24 protein-coding genes and 1 pseudogene are annotated in these 25,974 nt (G+C 63.9%); 7 read left to right on the top strand and 18 right to left on the bottom strand.

The features are described from left to right. Positions 1-3 precede the first annotated feature (3 nt). From CK215_RS11155 to msrB, 3 genes are all read left to right on the top strand, one after another. Complete coding sequence (locus CK215_RS11155) at positions 4-408, top strand: type II toxin-antitoxin system HicB family antitoxin (RefSeq protein WP_067002185.1); 405 nt, start codon at positions 4-6, stop codon at positions 406-408. Positions 409-418: 10 nt separating this feature from the next. Then, positions 419-1,609, top strand: a complete 1,191-nt coding sequence (locus tag CK215_RS11150) for a VWA domain-containing protein (protein WP_095830966.1) — start codon at positions 419-421, stop codon at positions 1,607-1,609. A 134-nt stretch (positions 1,610-1,743) separates the two neighbouring features. Beyond that, positions 1,744-2,148 (top strand): peptide-methionine (R)-S-oxide reductase MsrB, encoded by a 405-nt coding sequence (msrB, locus tag CK215_RS11145; RefSeq protein ID WP_095830965.1) that lies wholly within the window; start codon positions 1,744-1,746, stop codon positions 2,146-2,148. A 52-nt stretch (positions 2,149-2,200) separates the two neighbouring features. Here the strand turns inward: msrB and CK215_RS11140 are convergent, their stop codons facing one another. The 13 genes and pseudogenes from CK215_RS11140 to CK215_RS11080 all read right to left on the bottom strand — a co-directional run bounded on the left by CK215_RS11140 (position 2,201) and on the right by CK215_RS11080 (position 16,928). Then, positions 2,201-2,500, bottom strand: coding sequence for a hypothetical protein (locus CK215_RS11140; protein ID WP_082980670.1), 300 nt, complete (start codon positions 2,498-2,500; stop codon positions 2,201-2,203). A gap of 7 nt (positions 2,501-2,507) precedes the next feature. Continuing rightward, positions 2,508-2,948, bottom strand: coding sequence for a hypothetical protein (locus CK215_RS11135; protein ID WP_067001692.1), 441 nt, complete (start codon positions 2,946-2,948; stop codon positions 2,508-2,510). Between the two features lie 121 nt (positions 2,949-3,069). After that, positions 3,070-3,330 carry a DUF2312 domain-containing protein gene (locus CK215_RS11130; protein WP_067001689.1) on the bottom strand — a complete coding sequence of 87 codons (261 nt, stop codon included), beginning with the start codon at positions 3,328-3,330 and terminating at the stop codon, positions 3,070-3,072. Between the two features lie 355 nt (positions 3,331-3,685). Continuing rightward, the gene (gene pyc, locus CK215_RS11125) at positions 3,686-7,144 is read right to left on the bottom strand and encodes a pyruvate carboxylase (RefSeq protein ID WP_095830964.1); all 3,459 of its coding nucleotides are present in this window, start codon (positions 7,142-7,144) and stop codon (positions 3,686-3,688) included. Between the two features lie 262 nt (positions 7,145-7,406). Further along, the gene (locus tag CK215_RS11120) at positions 7,407-8,525 is read right to left on the bottom strand and encodes a branched-chain amino acid ABC transporter substrate-binding protein (RefSeq protein WP_067001684.1); all 1,119 of its coding nucleotides are present in this window, start codon (positions 8,523-8,525) and stop codon (positions 7,407-7,409) included. 139 nt (positions 8,526-8,664) lie between these two features. Then, positions 8,665-9,012, bottom strand: a complete 348-nt coding sequence (locus CK215_RS11115; protein ID WP_067001681.1) for a DUF6867 family protein — start codon at positions 9,010-9,012, stop codon at positions 8,665-8,667. Positions 9,013-9,029: 17 nt separating this feature from the next. Then, entirely contained in the window at positions 9,030-9,758 is a 729-nt protein-coding gene (locus tag CK215_RS11110; RefSeq protein ID WP_067001678.1) for an ABC transporter ATP-binding protein, read from the bottom strand. A 32-nt stretch (positions 9,759-9,790) separates the two neighbouring features. Further along, positions 9,791-10,864 (bottom strand): annotated as a pseudogene (locus CK215_RS11105) (ABC transporter ATP-binding protein); the annotation flags it as partial. Beyond that, positions 10,864-12,255, bottom strand: a complete 1,392-nt coding sequence (gene livM / locus CK215_RS11100; protein ID WP_067001672.1) for a high-affinity branched-chain amino acid ABC transporter permease LivM — start codon at positions 12,253-12,255, stop codon at positions 10,864-10,866. The pseudogene CK215_RS11105 and the gene livM, both read right to left, overlap by 1 nt. A gap of 5 nt (positions 12,256-12,260) precedes the next feature. Beyond that, positions 12,261-13,163, bottom strand: coding sequence for a branched-chain amino acid ABC transporter permease LivH (locus CK215_RS11095; RefSeq protein ID WP_067001669.1), 903 nt, complete (start codon positions 13,161-13,163; stop codon positions 12,261-12,263). A 453-nt stretch (positions 13,164-13,616) separates the two neighbouring features. Further along, positions 13,617-14,618, bottom strand: a complete 1,002-nt coding sequence (locus CK215_RS11090; protein WP_095830963.1) for a 4-hydroxyproline epimerase — start codon at positions 14,616-14,618, stop codon at positions 13,617-13,619. A gap of 36 nt (positions 14,619-14,654) precedes the next feature. Then, a complete protein-coding gene (locus tag CK215_RS11085; RefSeq protein WP_095830962.1) occupies positions 14,655-15,971 on the bottom strand; it encodes an FAD-dependent oxidoreductase in 1,317 nt (438 codons plus the stop codon). 63 nt (positions 15,972-16,034) lie between these two features. Then, positions 16,035-16,928, bottom strand: a complete 894-nt coding sequence (locus CK215_RS11080) for a dihydrodipicolinate synthase family protein (RefSeq protein ID WP_095830961.1) — start codon at positions 16,926-16,928, stop codon at positions 16,035-16,037. 114 nt (positions 16,929-17,042) lie between these two features. Here CK215_RS11080 and CK215_RS11075 point away from each other — a divergent pair, with 114 nt between their 5' ends. Further along, the gene (locus tag CK215_RS11075) at positions 17,043-17,702 is read left to right on the top strand and encodes a GntR family transcriptional regulator (RefSeq protein WP_095831118.1); all 660 of its coding nucleotides are present in this window, start codon (positions 17,043-17,045) and stop codon (positions 17,700-17,702) included. Positions 17,703-17,744: 42 nt separating this feature from the next. Here CK215_RS11075 and CK215_RS11070 read toward each other — a convergent pair whose 3' ends face one another. The 3 genes from CK215_RS11070 to CK215_RS11055 all read right to left on the bottom strand — a co-directional run bounded on the left by CK215_RS11070 (position 17,745) and on the right by CK215_RS11055 (position 20,427). After that, positions 17,745-18,062, bottom strand: a complete 318-nt coding sequence (locus tag CK215_RS11070; RefSeq protein ID WP_095830960.1) for a hypothetical protein — start codon at positions 18,060-18,062, stop codon at positions 17,745-17,747. A 241-nt stretch (positions 18,063-18,303) separates the two neighbouring features. Next, positions 18,304-18,603, bottom strand: coding sequence for a hypothetical protein (locus CK215_RS11060; RefSeq protein ID WP_095830959.1), 300 nt, complete (start codon positions 18,601-18,603; stop codon positions 18,304-18,306). 327 nt (positions 18,604-18,930) lie between these two features. Beyond that, positions 18,931-20,427, bottom strand: coding sequence for a CoA-acylating methylmalonate-semialdehyde dehydrogenase (locus tag CK215_RS11055; RefSeq protein ID WP_067319526.1), 1,497 nt, complete (start codon positions 20,425-20,427; stop codon positions 18,931-18,933). 374 nt (positions 20,428-20,801) lie between these two features. Here CK215_RS11055 and CK215_RS11045 point away from each other — a divergent pair, with 374 nt between their 5' ends. Further along, entirely contained in the window at positions 20,802-21,683 is an 882-nt protein-coding gene (locus tag CK215_RS11045; protein ID WP_095827518.1) for a LysR family transcriptional regulator, read from the top strand. Positions 21,684-21,763: 80 nt separating this feature from the next. On the opposite strand, the gene CK215_RS11040 is transcribed toward CK215_RS11045, so the two are convergent. Further along, positions 21,764-22,021 (bottom strand): hypothetical protein, encoded by a 258-nt coding sequence (locus CK215_RS11040; protein WP_141245469.1) that lies wholly within the window; start codon positions 22,019-22,021, stop codon positions 21,764-21,766. 74 nt (positions 22,022-22,095) lie between these two features. Between CK215_RS11040 and CK215_RS11035 the strand changes: the two genes are divergently transcribed. Beyond that, on the top strand, positions 22,096-22,536 hold the full coding sequence (locus CK215_RS11035; protein WP_095831117.1) for a hypothetical protein: 441 nt from the start codon (positions 22,096-22,098) through the stop codon (positions 22,534-22,536). Positions 22,537-22,604: 68 nt separating this feature from the next. Then, entirely contained in the window at positions 22,605-24,695 is a 2,091-nt protein-coding gene (locus CK215_RS11030) for a phosphatidylserine/phosphatidylglycerophosphate/cardiolipin synthase family protein (protein ID WP_095831116.1), read from the top strand. Position 24,696: 1 nt separating this feature from the next. On the opposite strand, the gene CK215_RS11025 is transcribed toward CK215_RS11030, so the two are convergent. Then, entirely contained in the window at positions 24,697-25,956 is a 1,260-nt protein-coding gene (locus tag CK215_RS11025; RefSeq protein WP_095830957.1) for a D-amino acid dehydrogenase, read from the bottom strand. Between the last annotated feature and the right edge of the window lie 18 nt (positions 25,957-25,974).

Below are 25,974 nucleotides of genomic sequence, written 5' to 3'. Positions count from 1 at the left end.
CGCATGACGCATTACATCGGAGTTCTGGACGGCGCAGATAATGTCTGGGGAATCCGGGTCCCCGACCTCCCGGGCTGCCATGGCGGCGGCGCCAGCCCCGAGGAGGCGATTGCCGATGCAACATCGGCGATACGCGAATGGGCCGAAACTCGGTTGGCAAAGCACGTCTCGTTACCCGAAGCACGAACGGTGGCGGACTTGTTACGATCAGGTGAGATCGATAGCGCCGCAGGCGAGTCTGCCGTCATGATCCCGCTGCTGATCGACTCCGGTCGGTCAGTCCGGGCAAACCTGTCATTGGACGCGGGTCTACTTGCGGCGATCGATACTGAAGCCAGCCGCCGGGGCCTGACGCGCTCTGCCTTCATTGCGAGTGCCGCGCGTGAAAAGATCGAGGGGCAGAGATAGCCGTCTGGCGATGTTCATCCCCTTCTTCCTTGAACTGAAAGCCGCGCGGGTTCCCGTTTCGCTCCGGGAGTATCTGACGCTGCTGGAAGGCCTGGAAGCTGGGCTGGTCGACTACGACGTCGAGGGTTTTTACTACCTCGCGCGCTCGGCCCTGGTGAAGGACGAGCGCCACATCGACCGTTTCGATCAGGTGTTCGCGCATGTCTTCAAGGGCGTCGAAGCGCTCGCCGGCCCGGACGCTGTCGACGTCGCCAACATTCCCGAGGAATGGCTGCGCCGGCTCGCCGAAAAGCACCTGAGCGACGAGGAGAAGAAGCTGGTCGAGGCGCTGGGCGGCTTCGACAAGCTGATGGAGACGCTGAAGCAGCGCCTGGAGGAGCAGAAGGGCCGGCACCAGGGCGGCTCGAAATGGATCGGCACCGGCGGCACCTCGCCCTTCGGCGCCTATGGCTACAATCCGGAAGGCGTGCGCATCGGCCAGCACGAAAGCCGCCACCGTCGCGCAGTGAAAGTCTGGGACAAGCGCGAGTTCAAGAACTTCGACGACGCGATCGAGCTCGGCACCCGCAACATCAAGGTGGCGCTGAAGCGGCTGCGGCGCTGGGTGCGCGAGGGCGCCGAGGAAGAGTTCGACCTGCCCGGCACCATCCACGCCACCGCCGAGCACGGCTATCTGGACGTGAGAACCCGGCCGGAGCGGCGCAACGCGGTGAAGCTCCTGATGTTCTTCGACGTCGGCGGCTCGATGGATGGTCACGTCAAAACCGTCGAGGAGCTGTTCTCCGCCGCGCGCGCCGAATTCCGCCAGCTCGAGTATTACTACTTCCACAACTGTCTTTACGAGCGCGTCTGGAAGGACAATCGCCGCCGCCTGGCCGAGACGATCCCCACCTTCGACCTCATCCACAAATATGGGCCGGACTATAAGGTGATCGTGGTCGGCGACGCCTCGATGAGCCCTTACGAAATTGCGCATCCCGGCGGCTCGGTCGAGCACTGGAACCCGGAGGCCGGCGGCGTCTGGCTCGGTCGGCTGCTGCAGCAGTGGCCGAACGCGGTCTGGTTGAACCCTGAGGCTGAGAAGAACTGGCGCTACACCCATTCCATCGCGATGATCAGCGACATCTTCGGCGGCCGCATGTTCCCGCTGACGCTTGCCGGGCTCGAAGCGGCAACGAAGCAGCTATCGAGGAAGCATTGAGTGTGACAGTAATTCGCGGACCAGCGGCGATTGCGATGTCAGTCCCAGCGCTGGTCAGTGGTGTAACAAACACCTATCTTCGTGCGAACATGACATGCCAACCAACAACGAGCCGCCAAGGCCGAGGAGATTTCATGGACACCCACGCCTATCCCGTCACCCGCACCGATGCCGAGTGGCGCGCCCGGCTGACGCCGGAGCAGTATGCCGTCATGCGCAACCACGGCACCGAGCGTCCCGGCAGTTGCGCCCTGCTCTACGAGAAGCGCGCCGGCACTTTCTTCTGCGTCGGCTGCGACCAGCCGCTGTTCGAATCCAAGCTGAAGTTCGAGAGCGGAACCGGCTGGCCGAGCTTCAACAATCCGGTCCCGGGCTCGATCGAGACCACCGTCGACCGCAGCTACGGCATGGTCCGCACCGAGTGCCACTGCTCGCGTTGCGGCAGCCATCTCGGCCATGTCTTCGAGGACGGTCCGCCGCCGACCGGCCTGCGCTATTGCATCAACGGCGTGTCGCTGCGCTTCGAGCCGGCGGCCTGACAGCCAGTTCGTGGTAGCTTTGTAAGGGCGGCTTCGGCCGCCCTTTTTCGATTCAGACGACGACCGTCGCGATCAGCCAGAGCGCCGAGCCCAGCATCATCAACTGCGCCTTGAACCCGCCGGCCGTTTCCGCCGTCCGCCAGACGGCAAGGGCGAGAAAGATGTTGTAGGGGGCGGGAAGGAAATGCACCGTGAGCACCAGCCAGAGCGGCAGCTTCAGCCCAAGCAGGACAAGCGCCAGCCCGGACGAAGCGATGTTGATCGCCGTGCCGGCGAGCAGCATGTCGCGCCAGAACAGCCGGTCGAGCGGCACAATGCCTTGCCAGCGCGAGCGGAAGAAGCCGGCAACCATCTGTGCTCTACTCCTGCCTCAGCACTTGGGTGACGGCTTGCTCGAAGCGCGAGCATTCCGTCGCCAGCCAGTCGGCCATGGCCGGCCAATTGTCCTCGGCAAAGCAGTTGACCCGCCACTGCGAATTTATGCCGAGATTCTGCGCGCTCTGCTCCGGCCTGAGCTTCAGCCGCGCCTCGATCGCCGGTTGGAATGGCATCAGCCGCGTCCAGACCTCCGTCGCGCCGAGCTTCTCGTTGCGGCCGAAGAAGACGCCGACCACGTTCTCGCTTGGCGCGACATACATGGACAGCACCAGGGCGAACTCCGGCATTCCGCGCTGCCAGAACCATGGCCCGCGTCGCGCCAGCCGCGCCCTTTCTTCCGGGTGCCGTTCGGCGAACAGCGCCCAGAACCCGCGATGCCGGAACTCCGAAGCGCGATGGCCGCCGAAGTCGAACTCACTCATGGCCGTCCCTAGAGTCAATTCCAGGAAAGTGTAGCGGTTTCCGTCCGGAATTGCGCAAAAGCAAATGGTTGGAGCAGTTCAGCGATTCCAGCAAAACGCTGAACTGCTCTAGCCGCGAGGCTTAGACCATGCCGAGCGCGGCCTTGTACAGATCGAGGATCGACTCCTCCTCCTGGCGCTCGGCCTGATCCTTCTTGCGCAGCCGGACGATGGTGCGGATCGCCTTGGTGTCGAAGCCGGTGCCCTTGGCCTCGCCATAGACGTCCTTGATGTCGTCGGAAATCGTCTTCTTTTCTTCCTCGAGCCGCTCGATGCGCTCGATGATGGCGCGCAGCTGGCCGGCGGCTACAGTCTGGCTGGTCTCGGTGATCTCGTCGGCCATTTTTTCTCTCCGCGTTTTTTTGCGCCACGGCGATTCCCGCCCGGCAAAATTGGAGCGGGTTCGATGCCCGAGCAGGCGCGGCGGGTCAAGACATTATCGATGCGGCATGAAGGGTTGGAGCACCCCAGGCTGTGCTGAGATTCTGGTCAGGCCGAGCCGGAGTCGAAGACGGGCGCGAAGCGGGCGAGAACGGTTGTTCCGAGAACCGGAGCCGAGCGTGCTTGGAGTACGTGGGCACGGGCCTAAGCTGGCCGTAGCCTTAACTGCGACGTGCCTGGTGAGTGCTTCGGCGGCGAAGGCCGGAACCCCAGGAAGCCGGCGTTTGCAGGCCGGCCTCACCTGAAGATCAGCACATTCAGCCAAAGGCGATGAGCAAATCCTTCGCATCGATCTGGTCGCCGGCCTTGACCAGCACCTCTGCCACCACGCCGTCGCGCTCGGCGTGCAACGCGGTCTCCATCTTCATCGCCTCGATCGAGAGCAGCACGTCGCCCGCCTTGACCGCCTGGCCTGGCATCACGGCAAGAGCCGACACCACGCCCGGCATCGGCGCCCCGACATGCGCCTCGTTGCCCGGCTCGGCCTTGCGCCGCGCCTTGGCGGCCGAAGCGCCATGCGCGCGGTCCGGCACCTTCACGCGACGCGGCTGGCCGTTGAGCTCGAAGAAGACGGTGACCATGCCTTTTTCGTCGACGTCACCGAACGCCTGGCAGCGTATCACCAGGGTCTTGCCCTTCTCGATGTCGACGAAGATCTCGTCTTCCGACTTCATGCCGTAGAAATAGGTCGGCGTCGGCAGCACGCTGACCGGGCCATAGGTCTCCTGAGCGGCGGCGAAGTCGGTGAAGACTTTCGGATACATCAGCCAGGAGGCGAATTCGAACTCGGTGAGCTTGCGCTCGAGCTTCTCCTCGATCTCCTTGCGGCTGGCCTTGAGGTTCGCCGGCTTGAGCAGCGAGCCCGGCCGGACGGTGATCGGCTTTTCGCCCTTCAGCGCCTTCTTCTGCAGCGCTTGCGGCCAACCGCCCGGCGACTGGCCGAGATCGCCGCGCAGCATCGAGACGACCGAATCCGGGAAGGCGATGTCCTTCGCCGGGTTCTCGACATCGGCGACTGTGAGGTCCTGGCTCACCATCATCAGCGCCATGTCGCCGACCACTTTCGACGACGGCGTCACCTTGACGATGTCGCCGAACATCAGATTGACGTCGTGATAGGCCTGCGCCACCTCGTGCCAGCGCGTTTCGAGCCCAAGCGAGCGCGCCTGTTCCTTGAGATTGGTGAACTGGCCGCCCGGCATCTCGTGCAGATAGACTTCCGAGGCCGGTCCCTTGAGGTCGCTTTCAAAGGCGGCGTATTGGTTGCGAACCGCTTCCCAGTAGAACGAGATGTGGCGGATCCACTGCGGGTCGAGGCCGGGGTCGCGCTCGGTGCCCTTGAGCGCCTCGACGATCGAGCCGAGGCAAGGCTGCGAGGTGTTGCCGGAGAACGAATCCATCGCCGCGTCGATGGCGTCGACGCCGGTCTCGACCGCCGCCAGCACCGTCGCCGCCGACAGGCCGGAGGTATCATGCGTGTGGAAATGGATCGGCAGGTCGGTCTCTTCGCGCAGCGCCTTGAACAGCACGCGCGCCGCCGAGGGCTTCAACAGGCCCGCCATGTCCTTGACGGCGATGATATGCGCGCCGGCCGCTTCCAGTTCCTTCGCCAGCCCGACATAATATTTCAGGTCGTATTTGGCGCGCGCCGGATCGAGTATGTCGCCGGTGTAGCACATCGCCGCTTCGATCAGCTTGCCCTCGGCACCCACCGCGTCCATCGCGACCCGCATGTTCTCGACCCAGTTCAAGCAGTCGAAGACGCGGAACAGGTCGACGCCGCCGGCGGCTGCCTGTTTGACGAAATGCTGCACGACATTGTCGGGATAGTTGGTGTAGCCGACGCCGTTGGCGCCGCGCAGAAGCATCTGCAGCAGAAGATTGGGGGCTGCCTCGCGCACTCTGCTCAGACGCTCCCACGGATCCTCGGTGAGGAAGCGCATGGCGACGTCGAAAGTGGCGCCGCCCCAGCATTCCAGTGAGAGCAGTTGCGGCAGCGCCCGCGCATAGGTGCCGGCGATGCCGGCGATGTCGTAGGTGCGCATGCGGGTGGCGAGCAGCGACTGGTGTCCGTCGCGCATCGTCGTGTCGGTAACGAGCACCTGGGCTTGCTCGCGCATCCATGCCGCGAACTTCTGAGGCCCAAGCGCGTCGAGCCGCTGCTTGCTGCCGTCCGGCACCTTGCCGTTGAGATAGGGCACCACAGGCGCCGCCGCATCCGCCTTCGGCATTGGCCGTCCGCGCGTCTCGGGGTGGCCGTTGACACTGACGTCGGCGAGATAGTTGAGCAGCTTGGTGGCGCGGTCCTGCCGCTTGACCTGCTCGAACAGCTCCGGCGTCGTGTCGATGAACTTGGTGGTGTAGGAATTGTCGGCGAAGCTCGGGTGGTTGATGATCGCTTCGAGGAAGGTGAGATTGGTGGCGACGCCGCGGATGCGGAACTCGCGCAATGCCCGGTTCATGCGCGCGATCGTCTCGGCCGGCGTCGGCGCCCAGGCCGTCACCTTTTCGAGCAGCGGATCGTAGAACCGGGTTATGACCGCGCCCGAATAGGCGGTGCCGCCGTCGAGGCGGATGCCGAAGCCGGTGGCGCCGCGATATGCGGTGATGCGCCCGTAATCGGGGATGAAATTGTGTTCCGGGTCCTCGGTGGTGATGCGGCACTGCAGGGCGTGGCCGTTGAGCTTGATGTCCTTCTGCGCCGGCACGCCGGATTCCGGCGTGCCGATGGCGAAGCCGTCGAGGATGTGGATTTGCGCCTTTACGATATCGATGCCGGTCACCATCTCGGTGACCGTATGCTCGACCTGGATGCGCGGGTTGACCTCGATGAAATAGAACTTGCCGGTGTCGGCGTCCTGCAGGAACTCGACGGTGCCGGCGCCGATATAGCTGGTCTCGCGCGCGATCTTCAGCGCGTAGCCGCAGAGTTCCTCGCGCAGTTTCTCGCTGAGGTAGGGAGCCGGCGCACGTTCGACGACCTTCTGGTTGCGGCGCTGGATCGAACAGTCGCGCTCGAACAGATGCACGGCATTGCGCTGCGTGTCGCCCAGCACCTGCACCTCGACATGGCGGGCGCGCTCGATCAGCTTTTCGAGATAGACCTCGTCCTTGCCGAAGGCGGCCTTCGCCTCGCGCTTGCCTTCCATGACTTCGCGCGCGAGGTCGGCTTCAGCGCGGATGGCGCGCATGCCGCGGCCGCCGCCACCCCACGAGGCCTTGAGCATCACCGGATAGCCTATTTCCGCGGCGAGCTTTTTCACCTCGTCCATATCGTCGGGCAGCGGATCGGTGGCGGGCACGACCGGCACGCCGACCTCGATCGCCAGGTTGCGCGCCGCCACCTTGTTGCCGAGCCGGCGCATCGTCTCGGGCTTCGGCCCGATGAAGGTGATGCCAGCGGCAGCGCAGGCCTCGGCGAATTCGGGGCTTTCCGACAACAGGCCGTAGCCGGGGTGGATCGCATCGGCACCCGAGAGGCGCGCGACGCGGATCACCTCGTCGATCGACAGATAGCTTTCGATCGGACCCATGTCCTTGGTGAGATGCGGACCGCGCCCGACCTGGTAGCTTTCGTCGGCCTTGAAGCGGTGCAGCGAATATTTGTCCTCTTCCGCCCAGATCGCCACGGTTTTGAGGCCTAGTTCGTTGGCCGCGCGAAAGACGCGGATGGCGATTTCGGACCGGTTGGCGACGAGGATCTTCGTGATTGCCAAGGACTGGGCTCCAGTAGCGGAAGGTGAGGTGAACCGGCGCAATGATTAGCTTGAAAATGCTGCAGCGCAAACAAAATAGCGCGACACTTCAATCGATTTAAATCGTTTGTTTGCGCCAAACCTTCGCAATGGCCTCGAGCGCGTGGACGACAAACGCCGTCGGACTTGGCGGGGACAGGATGGCATGCTGGATGCCCGGCCAACAAAAAATGCCCGGCGCTCAGCGCCGGGCATCTCGGAAAGTCGGCTCTTCTTTGCCGGCTTATTGCTCGAAGTAGGAGTACTTGCCGTCTTCGCCCTTCTTCCAGGTGTACATGACGTAGTCCGGGCGGGTGATGTCGCCCTTGGAGTCATACCCAATGTCGCCGATGGCGGTCTTCCAGGGGCCGCCCGACTTGATCGTCTCGGCGACTTTCTGCGCATCGTCGGCGGAGCCGGTCTTCGTGATGGCCGCAGCGATGATCTGGATCGCGGCGTAGGAGTAGAGCGTGTAGGCCTCCGGTTCGAAACCGGCAGCGCGGAACTTCTCCACGAGCTCCTTGGCGTTCGGGTTCTTGCGCGGATCCGGCGCGAACGTCATCAGCGTGCCTTGGACGGCGTCGCCGGCGATCGAGGCGAGCTCGTTCGACACGATGCCGTCGCCCGACATGAACTGGGCCTTGAGGCCCTGGTCGGCGAGCTGGCGGATGATGAGGCCGGCTTCCGTATGCAGGCCGCCATAGTAGACGACGGAGATACCGGCTTCCTTCATCTTGGCGATGAGCGCCGAGAAGTCCTTGTCGCCGACATTGATTCCTTCATACATGGCTTCGTTGACGCCATTGGCGTTGAGCGCCTTCTTGGTTTCGTCGGCAAGGCCCTGGCCATAAGGGGTCTTGTCATGGATGAGCGCGATCTTGGCGTCCTTGAAGTTCTTGGCGACATAGTCGCCGGCAACCTTGCCCTGCTGGTCGTCGCGTCCGCAGGTGCGGAACGTATTCCACATGCCGCGTTCGGTGAACTTGGGATTGGTCGCGGCGGGCGTGATTTCGAGGATGCCATTCTCGGCATAGACTTCCGACGCAGGAATTGAGACGCCTGAATTGAAGTGGCCATCGACGAACTTGATGCCGTCGGCGACAAACTTGTTGGCGACCGAGATGCCCTGCTTCGGATCCGACACGTCGTCACCCACGCTCAGCTTAAGCTGCTGGCCGAGGACTCCGCCGGCCGCGTTGATGTCGGCGACCGCCTGTTCGGCGCCCTTCTGCAGCTGCGCGCCGAAGGCCGCGTTCGGACCGGTGATCGGACCGGCGACGCCGATCAGAATGTCAGCCCACGCGCTGCCGCTGAACGCGATGAACGCGGTCAGCGCCACGGCGGACAAGAGTGATTTTTTCATTGAAACGCTCCCATTTACGGAGTGGGCGTGGATGATACTTTCATGCGATGCCCACCCTTATCGCAGAAAGCATAGAATGCCGATTTTCAGGCACTTGTCACGCCAAATTCATTCCCCGGAACGGCGTTGATCATGAACGTCAACCCTTTGGTTTCCAGCTCAATAAGGAGGCTCTTTCGTAGAGCCAATTATACTGCGTGACCATCTGGTTCGTGCGCGTGTATTGATAACCAAGGAAGCCCAGTATCATCAGCACGATGGTGTCGACGATATAGTAATGCAGCGAAAACATCGTGCCGTCGAACAGCGCGTGGTGGATGAACCTTATGCCGATCCCGAGTCCGAGCATATAGAGGAACAGCTGAAAGAAGCTGCGCCAGGTCTGCGCGCTCGCCTTGCCGGTCATCCACGCCGCCCATCCGCCGAGCAGGCAGGTGACGAACAGGAACTGCCAGATCGAGGCTTCCTCGTAGAGAATGCCCTGCATGATGAAGTCTCCTGAACTCAGTGGTGGCCGCCTTCGAGATAGGCGGCGCGCACTTCCGGATTGGCGAGCAGCTCCTTGCCGGTGCCGCTCATCGTCACATTGCCGTTGACCATGACGTAGCCGCGATTGGCGAGCTTCAGCGCGCCGAAAGCGTTCTGCTCGACCAGGAACACGGTCAGCCCCTGGGTCCGGTTCAATTCGCGGATGGCATCGAAGATCTGCTTGACGATCAGCGGCGCGAGGCCCAGGGACGGCTCGTCGAGCAGAAGCAGCTTCGGCCGGGCCATCAGCGCACGGCCGATCGACAGCATCTGCTGCTCGCCGCCCGAGAGCGTGCCGCCGCGCTGGCCGATGCGCTCCTTCAGCCGCGGGAACAGCGCGAAAACCTTCTCGGCATCCTCGTCAAAATGTTTGAGGTTGTCGAGGCTGGCGCCCATCTGCAGGTTTTCCATCACCGTCATGCGCGGAAAGATGCGGCGTCCCTCCGGCGACTGGGCGATGCGCATCCGCGCGATCTCGTGCGTCGGCAACTGCGTGATGTCGTTGCCGGCAAAGGTGATGGAGCCGCTGCGCGCACGCGGCGCGCCGAAGATCGTCATCATCAACGTCGACTTGCCGGCGCCATTGGCCCCGATCAGCGCCACGATCTCACCTTGGTTGACGGTGACGTCGACACCGTTCAGCGCACGGATGTTGCCATAATAGGTCTGCACGCCCTTGATATCGAGCAGCGTTGTGCCGGCCATTACTTACGCCCTCCGCGCGGCTTGGCTGTCGAGGATTTCGCGGCTGGCTTGCCCGTGGCCCGCTCGGACGACTTTCTTGGCGTTTTGGCTTTGGCATCGACCTGAGCCGCTTTCGAGGCGCCTCTCGATACCATGACCCGTTCGCCCTCGTCCGCGTGTTCGACAGTGTCGGAAACCGGCCCCGCCATCATCGAGGCGGAACTGCCCGGCCCGTGCGCCGCATCAGGCCCGGTATCCAGCTGCTCGATGACATCCTCGTCGCCGACTTCGGTCAGCACCTCTTCCACTTCCTCGTCGTCGACGCCGAGATACGCGGCAATCACGCGCGGATCGGTCCGGACCGACTGCGGGCTGCCGTCGGAGATCTTGCGGCCGTACTCCAGCACCACGACGTGGTCGGAGATCTGCATGACCACCGACATGTCGTGCTCGATGAGCAGGATCGACGTGCCGGTGTTGTCCTTGATGTCCATCAACAGTTCATTGAGCGAGGCCGATTCCTTCGGATTGAGACCGGCGGCCGGCTCGTCGAGGCACAAAAGCTCAGGCCCGGTGCACATGGCGCGCGCGATCTCCAGCCGCCTTTGCGCGCCATAGGGCAGGTCGCCGGCCGGATCGTCGGCGCGGTCGACGAGATTGGCCTTTTCCAGCCAGTGCTTGGCGAGATCGATCGATTCAGCCGAGGCCTGCCGGTAGCTGGAGAAGCCGAACAGGCCGAGGAAGGTGTAGCCCGAGGCCTTCATCAGCTTGTTGTGCTGGGCGACCAGGAGGTTCTCCAGCAGCGTCATGCCCGAGAACAGGCGGATGTTCTGGAATGTGCGCGCCACCTTGGCGCGCGCGGGGATCTCGTGATTGGGCAGGCGCTCGAGCAGATAGTTCGAGCCGTCGCGCCGGCTGAGCGTGATCATGCCCTCCGACGGTTTGTAGAAGCCGGTGATGCAATTGAACACGGTCGTCTTGCCGGCACCGTTCGGCCCGATCAGTGCGGTGATCTCGCCGCGCTTGGCCTGGAACGACAGGTCGCCGATGGCGATCAGGCCGCCGAACTTCATCGACAGATGCTCGACCTGCAGGATGAAGTCGTTCATGGAAACTTGCGCGTTCATCAGCCGTGGCCCTCCTTGGTGAAGGAGCCTGAGACCGCTTTTCGCTCCTTGAGGAAGGCTGTTGGTTCTCGACTGCCGACGAAGCCGCGCGGCTTCCACAGCATGACGATCACCATCGCAACGCCGAACAATAGCATGCGGTAGAGCTCCGGCGTGAAGTCCGGACCGAACACCACCTTGAGGAAGCCCAGCTCGCGCAGGATCTCGGTGCCGCCGATCATCACCAGCGCCGCCACCGCGATACCGCCCAACGAGCCCATGCCGCCGAGCACTACGATGGCCAGGATGATCGCCGATTCAAGGAAGACGAAGGATTCCGGGCTGACGAAGCCCTGGCGCGCGGCGAAGAACGAGCCGGCGAAGCCGCCGAACATGGCGCCGGTGGCGAACGCCGTCAGCTTGGTGGTGGTGGTATTGATGCCGAGCGAGCGGCAGGCGATCTCGTCCTCGCGCAGCGCTTCCCAGGCGCGGCCCACCGGCAGGCGGCGCAGCCTGATGGTGACGAAGGCGGTGAGGAAGCAGAGCGCCAGGATGAGATAATAGAGGAAGATCTTGTAGTAGGCGCCCGACTGGGCGATGCCCAGCACCTTGGCGATGTAGTTCGGGTCCGAGACGTTGAACGACATCAGCCCGAAGAAGGAGACCTTCGGGATGCCGGAAATGCCGGCCGAGCCGTTGGTCACCTCACGCCAGTTGATCAGCACCAGACGGATGATCTCGCCGAAGGCGAGCGTGACGATCGCCAGATAGTCGCCGCGCAGCCGCAACACCGGGAAGCCGAGCATGACGCCCCAGAAGGCGGCCATGGCGCCGGCGGCAGGCAGCAGGATCCAGAACGACAGGCCAAAATGCGTGCCGAGCAGCGCATAGGCATAGGCGCCGACGGCGTAAAAGGCGACATAGCCGAGGTCGAGCAGGCCGGCTAGCCCGATGACGATGTTGAGGCCCCAGGCCAGCATCACATAAATCAGGATCTGGATGCCGAAATTGTCGACCCATTTCAGCGAGCCCTGGAAGCCGAACAGAAGCACCATCGCCACTGGATAGAGGATCAGCACCGTGGCGCCGATCTTGTTGAAGTTTCGCCGCACGAAGCCGGGCTCCACGGCGATCGCAGGCGCCTTGGCCCTTTCAGCCCTTGATCGTTCGAGCGCCGGAACCGCATAGGCAACATAGAGGAAGCGCCCGACGACAACGGCGAGGACCACCAGGGCGAGCAAGCCCCAACGCTGCACCAGGATCAGCTCGTTGTTGATGTTCTGATCGGTCCTGAGACCGATGAACAGCACGAACAGGCCGAGCGCGATGGCGCCGGCGTAGAGCGCTTCGCGGAACGCGCGCTGGATGGGAGTAGCGACGACGTCGCGCTCCGGAGAAACGGTAACGGCCATGAGGATCAGACCTTTTCGACTTCAGGCCGGCCCAGGATGCCGGAGGGCAGGAAGATGAGCACGATCGCCAGGATCGAGAAGGCCGCGACGTCCTTGTAGTCGATCGAGAAATAGGCCGACCACATGCTCTCGATGAAGCCGATCAAAAGCCCGCCGAGCACTGCGCCCGGCAGCGAGCCGATGCCGCCAAGCACCGCCGCCGTGAAGGCCTTCACGCCCGGCACGAAACCGTCTGAGAAGACCACCACGCCATAATACATCAAGAAAAGCGTCCCGGCGACCGCGGCAAGCGCTGCGCCCATGATGAAGGTGATGGAGATTGTGCGGTCGACGTCGACGCCAAGCAGCGCCGCCATCTTGCGGTCCTGCTCGCAGGCGCGCTGCGCCCGCCCCAATGCCGTCCTGTTGACGAGATACCAGAAGATCGCCAGCAGCACGGCAGTGACGAGCACGATGATGATCTGCTTCAGCGAGACGCTGATGCCGTCGATAGTATAGACCTGGCTGACCAGCGGCGGGATCGGCTTGTTGCGCGGCCCTTGCGTGACCTGCACGAAGTTGGACAGGGCGATCGACATGCCGATGGCGGTGATCAGCGGCGCGAGCCGGAACGATCCGCGCAGCGGCCTGTAGGCCACCTTCTCGATCGTCCAGTTGTAAAGACTGGTGAGCAGCATGCCCACGATCATCATGATCAGGAGCGCCACCACCACCGGCACCGAATAGAACATCGCGCCGAGGATCAGGAAGACGATGAGGGCCGTGAAGGCGCCCACCATGAAGATATCGCCATGGGCGAAATTGATCATGCCGATGATGCCGTAGACCATCGTGTAGCCGATCGCGATCAGCCCGTAGATAGATCCCAGCGTCAGCCCGTTGATAAGCTGCTGGACGAAATACTGCATATTCAAGCGGCTCCCCTGGAATGTCGCCTTCGAGGACGCATTCCTTTTCGTATTGCCCCTAGTCGTAAAGTTTCAAGCCCGGATTGCAACGTGATTTTTCAAGCGCCGAGCGTGGTTTGGAAGCACGCTGCCCGATTGCCCGCTTTTTCGCACCCGGCCCCTGGACTATCGCGGACCCTATCATTGGCACAACGCAATGTCTTTGACGATTCAGCCGTATCATGCGCGTCGTTTCGAAGAAATCGCCGTCAAAATAAATTGATGAGAAGATTCCTTGCGTCAACGGCAGCGCTCGATTTTGCCGTCCCGCGCACTCCGCCAAGTCAGGATTCTGCCCGGTGTGACGGTCATGTGACGGCGAGGCGAACGGCGGCCGAAATCACCTTTGCCGATTGGTTCGGTAGTCAGGTTTCGACGAACGACGAGGCGGCCTGACGCGCCGAACGGGAGCGATCAGGTGACGATGAACCCGTGCGCGAACGGATCGCGGTCGTCGATGAAGATGGTGTTCAGTCCGGTCATGCGCGCCCAGCCGCCGATCGAGGGGATGATGGCTGGTTTGCCGGCAACGCTGACCTCCTTTTCGACCCTGCCCTTGAACAGCGAGCCGATGATCGACTCATGGACAAAACTGTCGCCAACCTCGAGCCTGCCCTTGGCGTGGAGCTGCGCCATGCGCGCCGAGGTGCCGGTGCCGCAAGGCGAGCGGTCGATCGCCTTGTCGCCATAGAACACGGCATTGCGGGCATCGGCCTCGGCATCTCTCGGCTTGCCGGTCCACAGCATGTGCGACAGCCGGTTGATGCCCGGGTTCTCCGGATGCACGAACGAGTATTTCTCGTTCAGGCGCTGGCGCACCACCGGGCTCCAGGCGATGAGGTCGGCGGCCGAATGATCGGCCATGTCGCGGTAGTTCTCCTGCGGCTCGACGATGGCATAGAAATTGCCGCCATAAGCGACGTCGACGCTGATCTCGCCAAGCACCGGGCACTCCACCGACAGCCCTTCGGCGTAGAGGAAGGACGGCACGTTGGTGATCCGCACCTCCTCGACATATTCGCCGACCTGTTTGTATTCTGCGACGACCAGGCCGGCCGGCGTGTCGAGCCTGAGCACGCCCGGCGTCTTCGGCTTCACCAGCCCATGCTCGATCGCCATCGTCACGGTGCCGATGGTGCCGTGGCCGCACATCGGCAGACAGCCCGAGGTTTCGATGAAGAGGATCGCGATATCGCAGTCCTCGCGCGTCGGCGGATAGAGGATCGAGCCCGACATCACGTCATGACCGCGCGGCTCGAACATCAGCCCGGTCCGGATCCAGTCATATTCGGCGAGGAAATGCGCCCGCCGTTCCATCATCGTCGCGCCTTCCAGCAGCGGGCCGCCGCCGGCAACCAGCCTCACCGGATTGCCGCAGGTGTGGCCGTCGATGCAGAAGAAGGATATCTTGGCCATGATGGCTCCCTGAAATATCAGAATTCTGGCGAATTGTCAGAACCGGTTCGGGCGGAAAGGAGTGAGATCGAGCGGCGGCGCCTGCCCGAGAAGGAGATCTCGGATCAAGCGGCCGGTCGCTGCCGCCTGGGTCAGGCCGAGATGGCCGTGGCCGAAAGCGTAGACGATGTTCGGCGCCCGCGCCCGGCCGATGACCGGCAGCGAATCCGGCAGCGATGGCCGAAAGCCCATCCACTCGCGGCCGCCCGACGGATCGAGCCCGGGCAGGAAACGCTTGGCTTTTTCCAGCATCGCCTTCGAGCGCGCGAAATTAGGCGCTCGTTCGATGCCTCCGAGCTCGACGGCGCCGCCGACGCGCAAGCCGGTTTCCAGCGGCGTGATGACGAAGCCGTGCCCGGAAAAGATCAGCTGCCGCTTCACGTCGAAGGCCGACACCGGCAGCGTGGTGTTGTAGCCGCGCTCCGTCTCCAGCGGGATGCGGTCGCCGAGATCTTTGGCCAGCAGATGCGACCAGGCGCCGGCGGCGATCACGAGCTGCTTCGCCTTTCGGGCCGCGCCGTCCGCAAGCATAAGCGTGACGCCGTTTGTTCCGGTCCCGATACGCTCGACGCGCGCGTGCTCGAAGCGGGCGCCGAGCCGCTCCGCATGGGCCCAGATCGCCTTGCCGAGCAGTTTCGGATCGGCGACTGTCTTCCACCCGGGCACGAAGGTGCCCTTGACGAAGCGCGGCGAAAGACCCGGCTGCAGCGCCGCCATCCCCTCACCCTCGACATGGCGGAAGCCTATGCCGAAACGTTCGCGCGCCCTCCAGCCGGACAGCAAGGCGCGGAACTCGGCCTCGCTTTCGTAGAGTTCGAGCGAGCCGTCCTCATGCAGCATCGGCCGCGTGCCGGAGCGGTCGAGCAAACCCATCCATTCGGCTTCGGCGAGCTTCATCATGCCGGCCTGCGCCGCAAGGCTCGCCTCGAAGTGCCTGGCGGCGCCCGCGCGCCAGAAGCGGAACAGCCAGGGAAGAAGTTTAGGCAGATAGGCCGGCGGGATGGCAAGAGGCCCCAGCGGATCGGCAAGCCATTTCGGCAACTGCCTGATCATCCCCTTATGCGCCAGCGGCAGCACGTCGGAGAAGGCGAAGGCGGCAGCGTTGCCGGAGCTCGTCTCCTCGCAAATGCCCGTCCGATCGAAAATGGTGACGCTGCGTCCCGCCTCCGCGAGCAAGGTGGCGGCGCAAATGCCGATGATGCCGCCGCCGATGATGGCAATATCTTCCCCTTCTCCCCGGTCACGGGGAGAAGGCGCCCGACGGGCGGATGAAGGGCGGCGCCCCTCTTCGGTCGGCTTGGCATTTCCTTGCACGCTGGCGCTGTCCCTCGTCTGTCTGCCGCCATCTACTTCCCCGTGAACGGGAGCAGAAAGCTATCAGAACGCCGGCAGTTCCGGCCGCGCGGCCAGCGCATCCCTGACGATCTTTTCCACCGCCTTCCGGCGCTCGCCCGACAACGGCCGGCGCGGCATGCGGACGCGGTCATTGGTACCGATCGCCAGCACTTCGGCAAGCTTGATGTTTTGGACCAGGTAGGTCGAGACATCGAGGTCGAGCAGTGGCCTGAACCAGCGGTAAATCTTCAGCGCTTCCTCGCGGCGGCCTTTGCTCATCAACTGGTAGATGGCGACGGTCTCGCGCGGGAAGGCCGTGACAAGGCCCGCCACCCAGCCGATGGCGCCGACCGACAGCGCCTCGAAGGCGAGGTTGTCGACGCCGGTGAAGAGGTCGTAGCGGTCGCCGAGGCGATTGATGATCTCGGTCGAGCGGCGGATGTCGTCGGACGATTCCTTGATTGCGACGAAGCGCTTGTCGGACGCCAGCTCCTCCATCAGGTCGACAGTGACGTCGACGCGGTAGGCGAGCCGGTTGGAGTAGATCATGACAGGCAGGTCGGCGGCCTCCGCGACAGCGCGAAGTGCGGCGACCGTCTCTTCGGCATTGGTGTGGTAGATCGGGCTCGGCACCACCATCAGGCCGTTGGCGCCTTCCTTGGCTGCGCGGCGTGCGATGCTTGCCGCCTCGCGGGTGCCGGGTTCGTTGACGGTCAGAAGCACCGGCTTTGTCCCGGCGACCTTCTGCGCCGTCTTCAGCACTTCGATCTTCTCGTCATGCGACAGCATTGGCCCTTCGCCGAGCGAACCGCAGACGATGATGCCGTCGCAGCCGGCCTCCATCTGCAAGGAGAAACAACGCTCCATTTCGGCATGATCGAGGCGGTCGTCGGGGGTGAATTTGGTCGTGACTGCAGGGAAAACTCCGGCCCACATGGCTATCTCTCCGTCTGATATATCAGCGGTATATTTATTAAGACGCGGGCTGTCAATGCTGAATCCGCTATGATATATGAAAAATATATCAGGAGCTGCGCATTGATATCCGCATTGATATCCAACGACACGAGCGCGGCCTTCGAGCCGGTCGCGACCAGGGCCTATCGGGTGCTGGAGCACATGATCGTCACCCTCGACCTGGCGCCTTCAAGCTTCGTCACCGAAGGCGCGCTGATCGAGCGGCTCGGCTTCGGCCGTACTCCCGTGCGCGAGGCGATCCAGAGGCTGGCCTGGGAGGGCTTGCTCGACGTCAGACCACGCGCCGGCATCGCGGTGGCGCCGCTCCACCCCGGCGACTGGCTGCGCGTCATCGATGCCAGGCGCGGCATCGAGGTGGTGCTTGCCCGCTCGGCCGCCCGCTTCGTCACCCGCGAGGCGGCCGACCTGTTTCACGAGGCGGCGCTTGCCATGCAGAAGGCAGTGATCTCCGGCAACGTGCTTTCCTTCATTCAGGCCGACAAGCAACTGGACGAGGCGCTGGCGATCGCCGCCGACAATCCATTCGCGGCGCGCGTGGCGGCGCCCTTGCAGACCCACAGCCGGCGCTTCTGGTTCCGCTACAAGGCGGATACCGGGCTCGCCGAATCGGCCGAGCACCACGTCGCGCTGATCCGCTCGATCCTCGACGGCGACGAGGAAGCCGCCGCCAAGGACGCCAAGAAATTGATGGCGCTGCTGCGCCACCACGCCGAGGCGGCCGCGACGCGCTGACCAGAGCGGTTCCGGCTTAACTGAACTGTCCGGTTACGCAGTTCACCCGCCCGGGTGCCGGACCGCGGTGGCCAGCGTGTCCTCCCATCCCTCGCCCGCCGCCAGGATGCAACTCTGGCCCTTAACGTCGGTCATCAGGATGGTCCAGGTTCCGCTCGCCGACACAAACACCTCGAAGATGGCGACGTCTCCACCCACGCCGTAGCCCAGCCGCTTCTCTTCGAACGTCTCTGCCAGCCCCGCGACCAGATCGTCATGGCCCCCGCAGAGGACTTGCGCCTGCAGCGGGACTGCCGGCAAAGCCATGACGGCGCCGGCGACTGCCGCCTTCACCACTCGGAACGAAAATCTGCGTGCCATGGGCACCTCCTTCGCCGTGGCATTCCGGCAAAAGAGGCACATTCGGCCGCCTCAGTGTGCCGGAACGCTCCAGGCCGGACTCGACGTCGCCATCACGTCACTCCTTCTGGTTTCCGGTCTGTCGCAGGGAGATTTGTCACTCCCTGCACTCGATATGGTGAAGCTGCGCCCGGTAGACAAGCGGGCGTTGACGCAAGCGCCGGCGCGGCTTTCACTGAACGAGCCGTGGCGCCAGTGAGTGTTAGGCTCCTGGCAGGGCTGCCGTGATCGTCGGGCTGTCCCAGCCTTCGCCAACGGACAGGATGCAGCTCTGCCCCTTGGTGTCGGAGGCAAGAACGGTCCAACTGCCTTGGTCGGAGACAAAGATCTCGAGCACGACGTTCGGATTGATCAGCCCGCGCCCTGCCTCGCTTTCGTGGAACTTGTCGCCGAGCGCCTTGATGATGTCGGCGCGTGGTGCGCATTGTGCCGCCGCATTGGCCTGGCCGACCGACAGCGCTGCCGCCGCAAGGCACATCGTCGCCATAAGAAATCGTGTCATCCGACACCTCCTCGCGCCAGACGAGAACCCCGGCTGCCACCGGCGCTGTTTGATTGGCCTGCACGCATGGCAGGAATACAGCCTAAGGCGAATGGCGGCCTGTTGGTTCCATCACACGGCGATGGAATCATTAGGAGGTGCGGATGCAGCCTAGACGTGTCTCGTCGCAAATCATGCATCTGAAGTTGCAAGCGACGACCGGGCGAGACGACAAGCTACGCCAAATATCGATGAGGTGAAGGACAACCAGCCTCCTCTGCAAGGCCCCAAACAGAAAGCGCGGGTGCAAACCGCGCTTTCTCACGAGGCTCTCGAAAAACCGTCCGGTCAGTTCATCGTCGGGATGACGAACTCGGCGCCGTCCTTGATGCCGGACGGCCAGCGCGAGGTGACCGTCTTGGTCTTGGTGTAGAAGCGGAACGCGTCCGGGCCGTGCTGGTTGAGGTCGCCAAAGGACGACGCCTTCCAGCCGCCGAAGGTGTAGTAGGCGATCGGCACCGGGATCGGCACGTTGACGCCGACCATGCCGACCTGGACCCTGGAAGCAAAGTCACGCGCGGCGTCGCCGTCGCGGGTGAAGATGGCGACGCCGTTGCCCATCTCGTGGTCGTTGGCGAGATTGATGGCGTTCTCATAGGTCGGCGCGCGCACCACCGACAGCACCGGCCCGAAGATCTCTTCCTTGTAGATGCGCATCTCCGGCGTCACGTTGTCGAACAGGCAGCCGCCCATGTAGTAGCCGTTCTCGTAGCCCTGCATCTTGAAGCCGCGGCCATCGACGACCAGCTTGGCGCCTTCCTTGACGCCGATGTCGACATAGCCCTTGACGCGTTCCAGGGCTTGGCGTGTCACCAGCGGGCCGAAATCGGCCGAGGAGTCGGTCGACGGACCGACCTTCAGGCTTTCGACGCGCGGCACCAGCTTTTCCATCAGCCGGTTCGCGGTGTCGTTGCCGACCGGCACGGCCACCGAGATCGCCATGCAGCGCTCGCCGGCCGAGCCGTAGCCGGCACCGACCAGCGCGTCGACCGTCTGGTCCATGTCGGCGTCGGGCATGATGATCATGTGGTTCTTGGCGCCGCCGAAGCACTGCACGCGTTTTCCCGCCGCGCAGCCGCGCGCATAGATGTACTGCGCAATCGGCGTTGACCCGACGAAGCCGACGGCTTTGATGTCCGGATCGTCGAGGATGGCGTCGACCACTTCCTTGTCGCCGTTGACCACGTTCAGCACGCCTTCCGGCAGGCCGGCCTCGATGAACAGCTCGGCGATGCGGATCGGCACGCCCGGGTCGCGCTCCGAAGGCTTCAGGATGAAGGCGTTGCCGCAGGCGATCGCCGGCGCGATCTTCCACAGCGGGATCATCGCCGGGAAGTTGAACGGCGTGATGCCGGCGACGACGCCGAGCGGCTGGCGCATCGAATAGGTGTCGATGCCCGGACCGGCGCCGTCGGTGAACTCGCCCTTCATCATATGCGGCGCGCCGATGCAGACCTCGACCACTTCGAGGCCACGCTGGATGTCGCCGCGCGCGTCGGCAATGGTCTTGCCATGCTCGCGCGCCAGGATGTCGGCCAGCTCGTCATAGTCGCGCTGGACCAGTTCGAGAAACTTCATCAGCACGCGCACGCGGCGCTGCGGGTTGGTGGCGCCCCACTTGATCTGCGCGGCCTTGGCGTTCTCGACCGCGGCGCGCAGTTCCTGCGCCGAGGCCAGCGCCACCGTTGCGCGCACCGAGCCGTCCATCGGCTGCATGACGTCCTGCTTGCGGCCGCTGGTGCCGGCGACACGCTTGCCGCCAATGAAATGACCGTACTCGATCATGGGTTCTCTCCCTGTTTTGGTGATGAGGCATTGTCCGCCTTTGCGGCGGCAATGGCAACGCGAGCAAGAACGCAACCGTTGTGCACGAAATAGACAGCGGCAGCCGGACGTGCATTAATTGCCGCAAAAGGTGATGATGATCGGTCATTGAAAGGATCGAAGATTGAGTTCCTTCACACCCCCCTCTGTCCTGCCGGACATCTCCCCCGCATGGGGGGAGATCGGCAGTTTCATCGCCGGGGCTCTTCCTGCAACGTTGGCGATTGGCGAAAGCGAACGCGACATCCGATCTCCCCCCTTGCGGGGGAGATGTCCGGCAGGACAGAGGGAGGTGGGCGGGAACGCAGCGCTGGCGACTAACCTGGACCATCCCCATGAACTGGGATGATGTCCGCATCTTCCTCGCCGTGGCGCGCGCCGGCCAGATCCTCGGCGCGGCAAAACGTCTGGAGCTTAACCACGCCACCGTCTCGCGACGGCTCGCGGCGCTCGAGGAAGCGCTGCGGACGAAACTCTTCCGTCGCCTGACCACCGGCAGCGAGCTGACGCCGGCCGGCGAGCGCTTCCTCGACATCGCCGAGCGCATGGAGAGCGACATGATTGCCGCGCGGTCGACCATCGCCGGCGAGGGCGACGACGTCTCCGGCACGGTGCGCATCGGCGCTCCCGACGGTTTTGGTGTCGCCTTCCTCGCCAAGCGTTTGGGCGAGCTGACGGCGCTCCACCGCGAGCTCACCATCCAGCTGGTGCCGGTGCCGCGCTCATTCTCCCTGTCGCGGCGCGAGGCCGACATCGCGATTACCGTCGAGCGGCCGACCGAAGGGCGATTGGTGGCGGGAAAGCTGGTCGACTATACGCTCGGCCTGTTCGCCTCCCGCACCTATGCGGAAGCCAACGGCCTGCCGAAGACAGCAGCCGAGCTCGATCGGCACACGCTGATCGGCTATGTGCCCGACCTCATCGTCAGCCCTTCGCTCGACTATGCCGCGGAGTTCAGCCCGGACTGGCGCACCAGCTTCGCCATCTCGTCAGCACTTGGCCAGGCGGAGGCGGTGCGCTCGGGCGCCGGCATCGGCATCCTCCACACCTTCGTCGCCCGCTCGATGCCGGAACTGGTGCCGGTAGACATCGTCGCGCCCATCCGCCGCGCCTACTGGTTGGTCTATCACGAATCGGTGAGGCCGCTGCGCCGGGTCCAGCTCGTCGCCAATTTCATCACCAAGGCTGTGGAGCGGGAAAAAGGGTTGTTCGTCTGATGCCGTCCAAAAAGGCCGACCCGCTTTGGAACCGCCATTGAGGCGCATCGAGGACGAAAGAATTCACAACCTCGTCGGCCTCAGCCGCGAACGGCGCCCACATCCCGGCCGGCTTCCTCGGCGCTGTTGCCCATCAGCCCGCAGGTGACGAAACCATAGTGGCCCTCGCGTATCGAAATCGCGATCCTGGCGTGGCCGTAGAAGCCGACATCGCCGTCGCCCAGGTGGAAATCCATGTCAGCCATCCGCACGGGATAGCCGTCCGGGAATCGCGCCAGCCGGTCGTTGCTGGAACTGCCCGAAGCGAAGGCGGAGCCGACCCGCCTTGCGCTTGCCACAAAATCGGCCAGTGTGGCACCAGTGCTTCGCCATGCCATGGCAGGCGAGGGGAATCTTGGAAGCCGGCGCAGACATGCGAGCCATTCTTGCCATCCTGCCGCTGCTTTGCCTCTCCGGCTGCGCCAATCCGTGGGCCAGGGTTCCCGAAGCGGAGCTGCCGAAGTCGATCCGCTATGCGATGGCCCGCCCCTCGCCTTTCGTCTTCGGCAATTATTGCGGTCCCGGAACCCGTACCGGCGATCTCTCGGCCAACCCGGTCGACCGGCTCGATGCCGCCTGCCGGATCCACGATGCCTGCTATATCGCCCGCCACAATCATTGCGATTGCGACGGCGCGCTGATCGCTTCGGCAAGGACGATCCGCAACGACAAGACGGCGCCAAGGAAGATGCGCGGCCAGGCCGAGCTCTTGATAGCCACCTTCGCGCTTCCCGTCTGCAAGGTCTTTCCGCAGGGCTTCATGCCGCCGCGCGATCCCGCCCAGCTCAAGGTCATGAACGAGGCGACCGGGTGAGACCGGGAGCCGTCGTGACAAGGCTGCTGCTTGGCCTGGCGCTGACCGCGCTCGCCGGATGCGCCGGCATGCCGGGCCGTTCCGCCTGCGCCTTCTTTCCGGGAGACGAAGCCTGCGCGCGCCAGCCCATCTCGGCGGATCGAAGCGGCGCCGAGATCGCCAGCGCCGGTTACTTCGCGGACAATGGCAATGCCGCCTATGAAAAGCGATTCGAGGCGTTGCTGGCCCAAAGCCGAATCGATGCGCTCGACCGCACCAACGGCACCGGCCGCTTCGGCCGTGACTGGCGCGACGTCCACAATGATCGTTTCCAGGCAACTTATCCGGCGCTGCAACGGTTGGCGAAGCCGCTCGACGGCACTGAGCAGCCGCTCGCACCAGGCAAACCGGGCGAAGGCCATTTCACCGGTCGCTGGCGCATGTCGCGCCAGACGCTTTATCTCGACGCCGCCGCCAGGTCGTCCGCACCCAAGACCTTCAGCTTCTCCGGTCTGCAGGCGCGCTCGGTCGAGATCGTGCTCCGCCAGGCCGGCCGGCAGCCTGTCGTGATCGGCGGCAGCTGCGACGGACCGCTGGCGCTGCGCGTCTCGGGCCGGTCGCGCACAATTGCCAAAGGTGCCGCGTTCCATCTCAGCCTGCCGGCGGCCGAGACATCTGCCAGCCTGTTTCCGAGCGAAGCGCTCACCCGCTGCGACCTCACCGTCAGCTCCAGCCTCGCGCCGTCCGGCGCGAAGCTGACCATCCTGCGCGAGGAGGCCGCCGACCCATGGATCACGGCACTCGACAGCCGCTATGACCGTTGTCCGGTGCCAGATCCTGCCGGGCTCGAAGCGCTCGACCGCGCCTTTTATGTCGGTCGCTGGCTGTCGCAGACCTGCGCGCTGCCGCTCGGGTCGCCGACCCTGCTGCGCAAATCGCGCGACGGCTTCAACGCCAAGGTCGAGGCGCTGCTCGGCAAGAAACTGCCCGACAGCGCCTTCGACAAGGCCGATCCCGAACTGCCGCTCGATTTCTCCAACGCGCCGAGACTCAAGCTGATCTACCTGTCGTCGCTGGAGTTCAAGGCGGACTTCTCCGGCCGCATCATGGAGCGGCTGATCCGCCATCACGCGGCGCTCGGCACCAAGGTACGCATCCTGGTCACCGACGTGCTGGAGCGCGACAAGGACGACGCCCTGCTGCATCGGCTGGCGGCGGAGTTTCCCAATGTCCAATTGCAGGAATATCGCTGGCAGGCCGATCACGGCGCGCCGATCGACGAGCAGCTCTCACAGCTGCACAAGACCCATCACATCAAGATGCTGGCGACCCTGGCCGAGGAACCCGGCCGCTCGCGCGTCATCATCGGCGGCCGCAACATCCATGACGGGTTCCTGTTTCACAGGCCGATCGACCTGTCGCGCTACCCTCAGCTGCAGCAATACGGCAAGACCGACGGCTTCTCGCTCAACTACTATTCCAACTGGAGCGACTTCGACATCGAGATCGCCGACCCGGCGACGGTCGAAACGCTGGCCGCGCATTTCTCGACCGTCTGGCTGCGCGATGCCGACACCAACCTGTCACGGCCGTTTTCCATTCCGGTCCGTTCCGGTGGCCATCCGCAAGGCGTGGTGCGGCACTTCATTTCCGTGCCTTACGCGGACGGGCATGCACTGGAAAACTACTTCGTCGAACTGATCGACACCGCCGAGCACCGCATCGAGATCGTCAACCCTTATCTCAACCTGACGCCCAGTCTCGCGAGAGCGTTCGATCGGGCGCTGGCCCGCGGCGTCAAGATCGACGTCGTTGGGCGCATCGATCTCAAGGGCGACATAGGCGGCCGCTTCCTCACCGCGCTCAACAAGCTGTTCGTGGAGAAATATGGCGACCGCATCAGCATCCGCGAATTCAAGGCGCCCGACGTGGTGCTGCATTCCAAGATCATGATGATCGATCAGCGCCTGGTGACAATCTCCTCGGTCAACCTCAACAATCGCAGCTTCGTCCACGACTCGGAAAACGGCATGATGGTGCTCGATCCGGCCTTCTACCGCCGCATGAAGTCGGTCTATGACGACTATCTCGCCCATTCGCAGCCGGTCGCCACCAATGTCACGATCGGCTGGGCTTACCGGCTGCTGTTCAGCAATGGGTGGGTGAAACAGGCCTTTTAAATCAAGCCTTGATGTAGCGGTCCGGGCTGAGGTCGAGCGCGTTGATCTCCGGCACCCGGTTGGAAATGATATCGGCAAGCACTTTCGCCGAGCCGCAGGCCATGGTCCAGCCCAGCGTGCCGTGGCCGGTGTTGAGATAGAGGTTGGACAATTCGCTGCGCCCGACCAGCGGCGGCCCGTCCGGCGTCATCGGCCGCAAGCCGCACCAGAAACTCGCCGCCTTGAGATCGCCGCCGCCCGGAAACAGGTCGCCGACGGAGTGCTCGAGCGTGCGGCGGCGCGATTCATGCAGGCGAAGGTCGAAGCCCGAAATCTCCGCGGTGCCGCCGACGCGGATGCGGTCGCCGAGCCTGGTGATCGCCACCTTGTAAGTCTCGTCCATGATGGTCGATACCGGCGCCGCCGCCGCGTCCGTGATCGGCACCGTGATGGAATAGCCCTTGACCGGATAGACGGGGATCGGCCGTTTCATCTTGCGCATGAAGGGAGCCGAATAGCTGCCAAGCGCCATCACATAGGCGTCCGCCGTTCGCCAGCCCTTGTCGGTGCCGACCTGGACGACGCGGTTCCGGTTCCTGACGACGCGCCGGATGCTCGTGCCGTATTCGAAGGCGACGCCGCGCGCCACGCAAAGCTCGGCCAGCTTGTCGGTGAACATCTTGCAGTCGCCGGTCTCGTCGCCGGGCAGCCTCAGCCCGCCGACGAATTTTTCCCGTACACCGGCCAGCGCCGGCTCGGCCGCGATGCAGCCGTTCCGGTCGAGGAGCTCGTAGGGAACGCCGTATTTTTTCAGCACCTCGACATCGCCGCCGGTGCCGTCGAGCTGCTTCTGCCTGCGGAAGAGCTGCAGCGTGCCCTTGGCTCGCTCGTCATAGCTGATGCCGATCGTAGCGCGAAGCGCCTTCAGCGTGTCGCGGCTGTACTCGGCCAAGGGCACCATGCGCGACTTGTTCAGCGCATAGCGCTCGGCCGTGCAGTTGCGCAGCATCTTCAAGAGCCATGTCCACATATGCGGATCGAAGGCTGGCCGCACCACCAGCGGTCCGTATTTCATCAACAGCCATTTGACGGCTTTCACGGGGATGCCGGGCCCGGCCCATGGCGAGGCATAGCCCGGCGACACTTCGCCGGCATTGGCGAAGCTGGTCTCCAGCGCCGGTCCCTGCTGCCGGTCGATCACCGTAACTTCATGGCCGGCCTCGGCAAGGAAGTAGGCGGTGGTGATCCCGATCACGCCGCCGCCCAGCACCAGGACTTTCATTCTATGCTCCCTCAAACC

It is taken from the genome of Mesorhizobium sp. WSM3864, from assembly GCF_002294955.1.
Lineage (GTDB): Bacteria > Pseudomonadota > Alphaproteobacteria > Rhizobiales > Rhizobiaceae > Mesorhizobium.
Note: the sequence above shows the minus strand (reverse complement) of the source record. Positions and strands in the feature narration are given on the sequence as shown.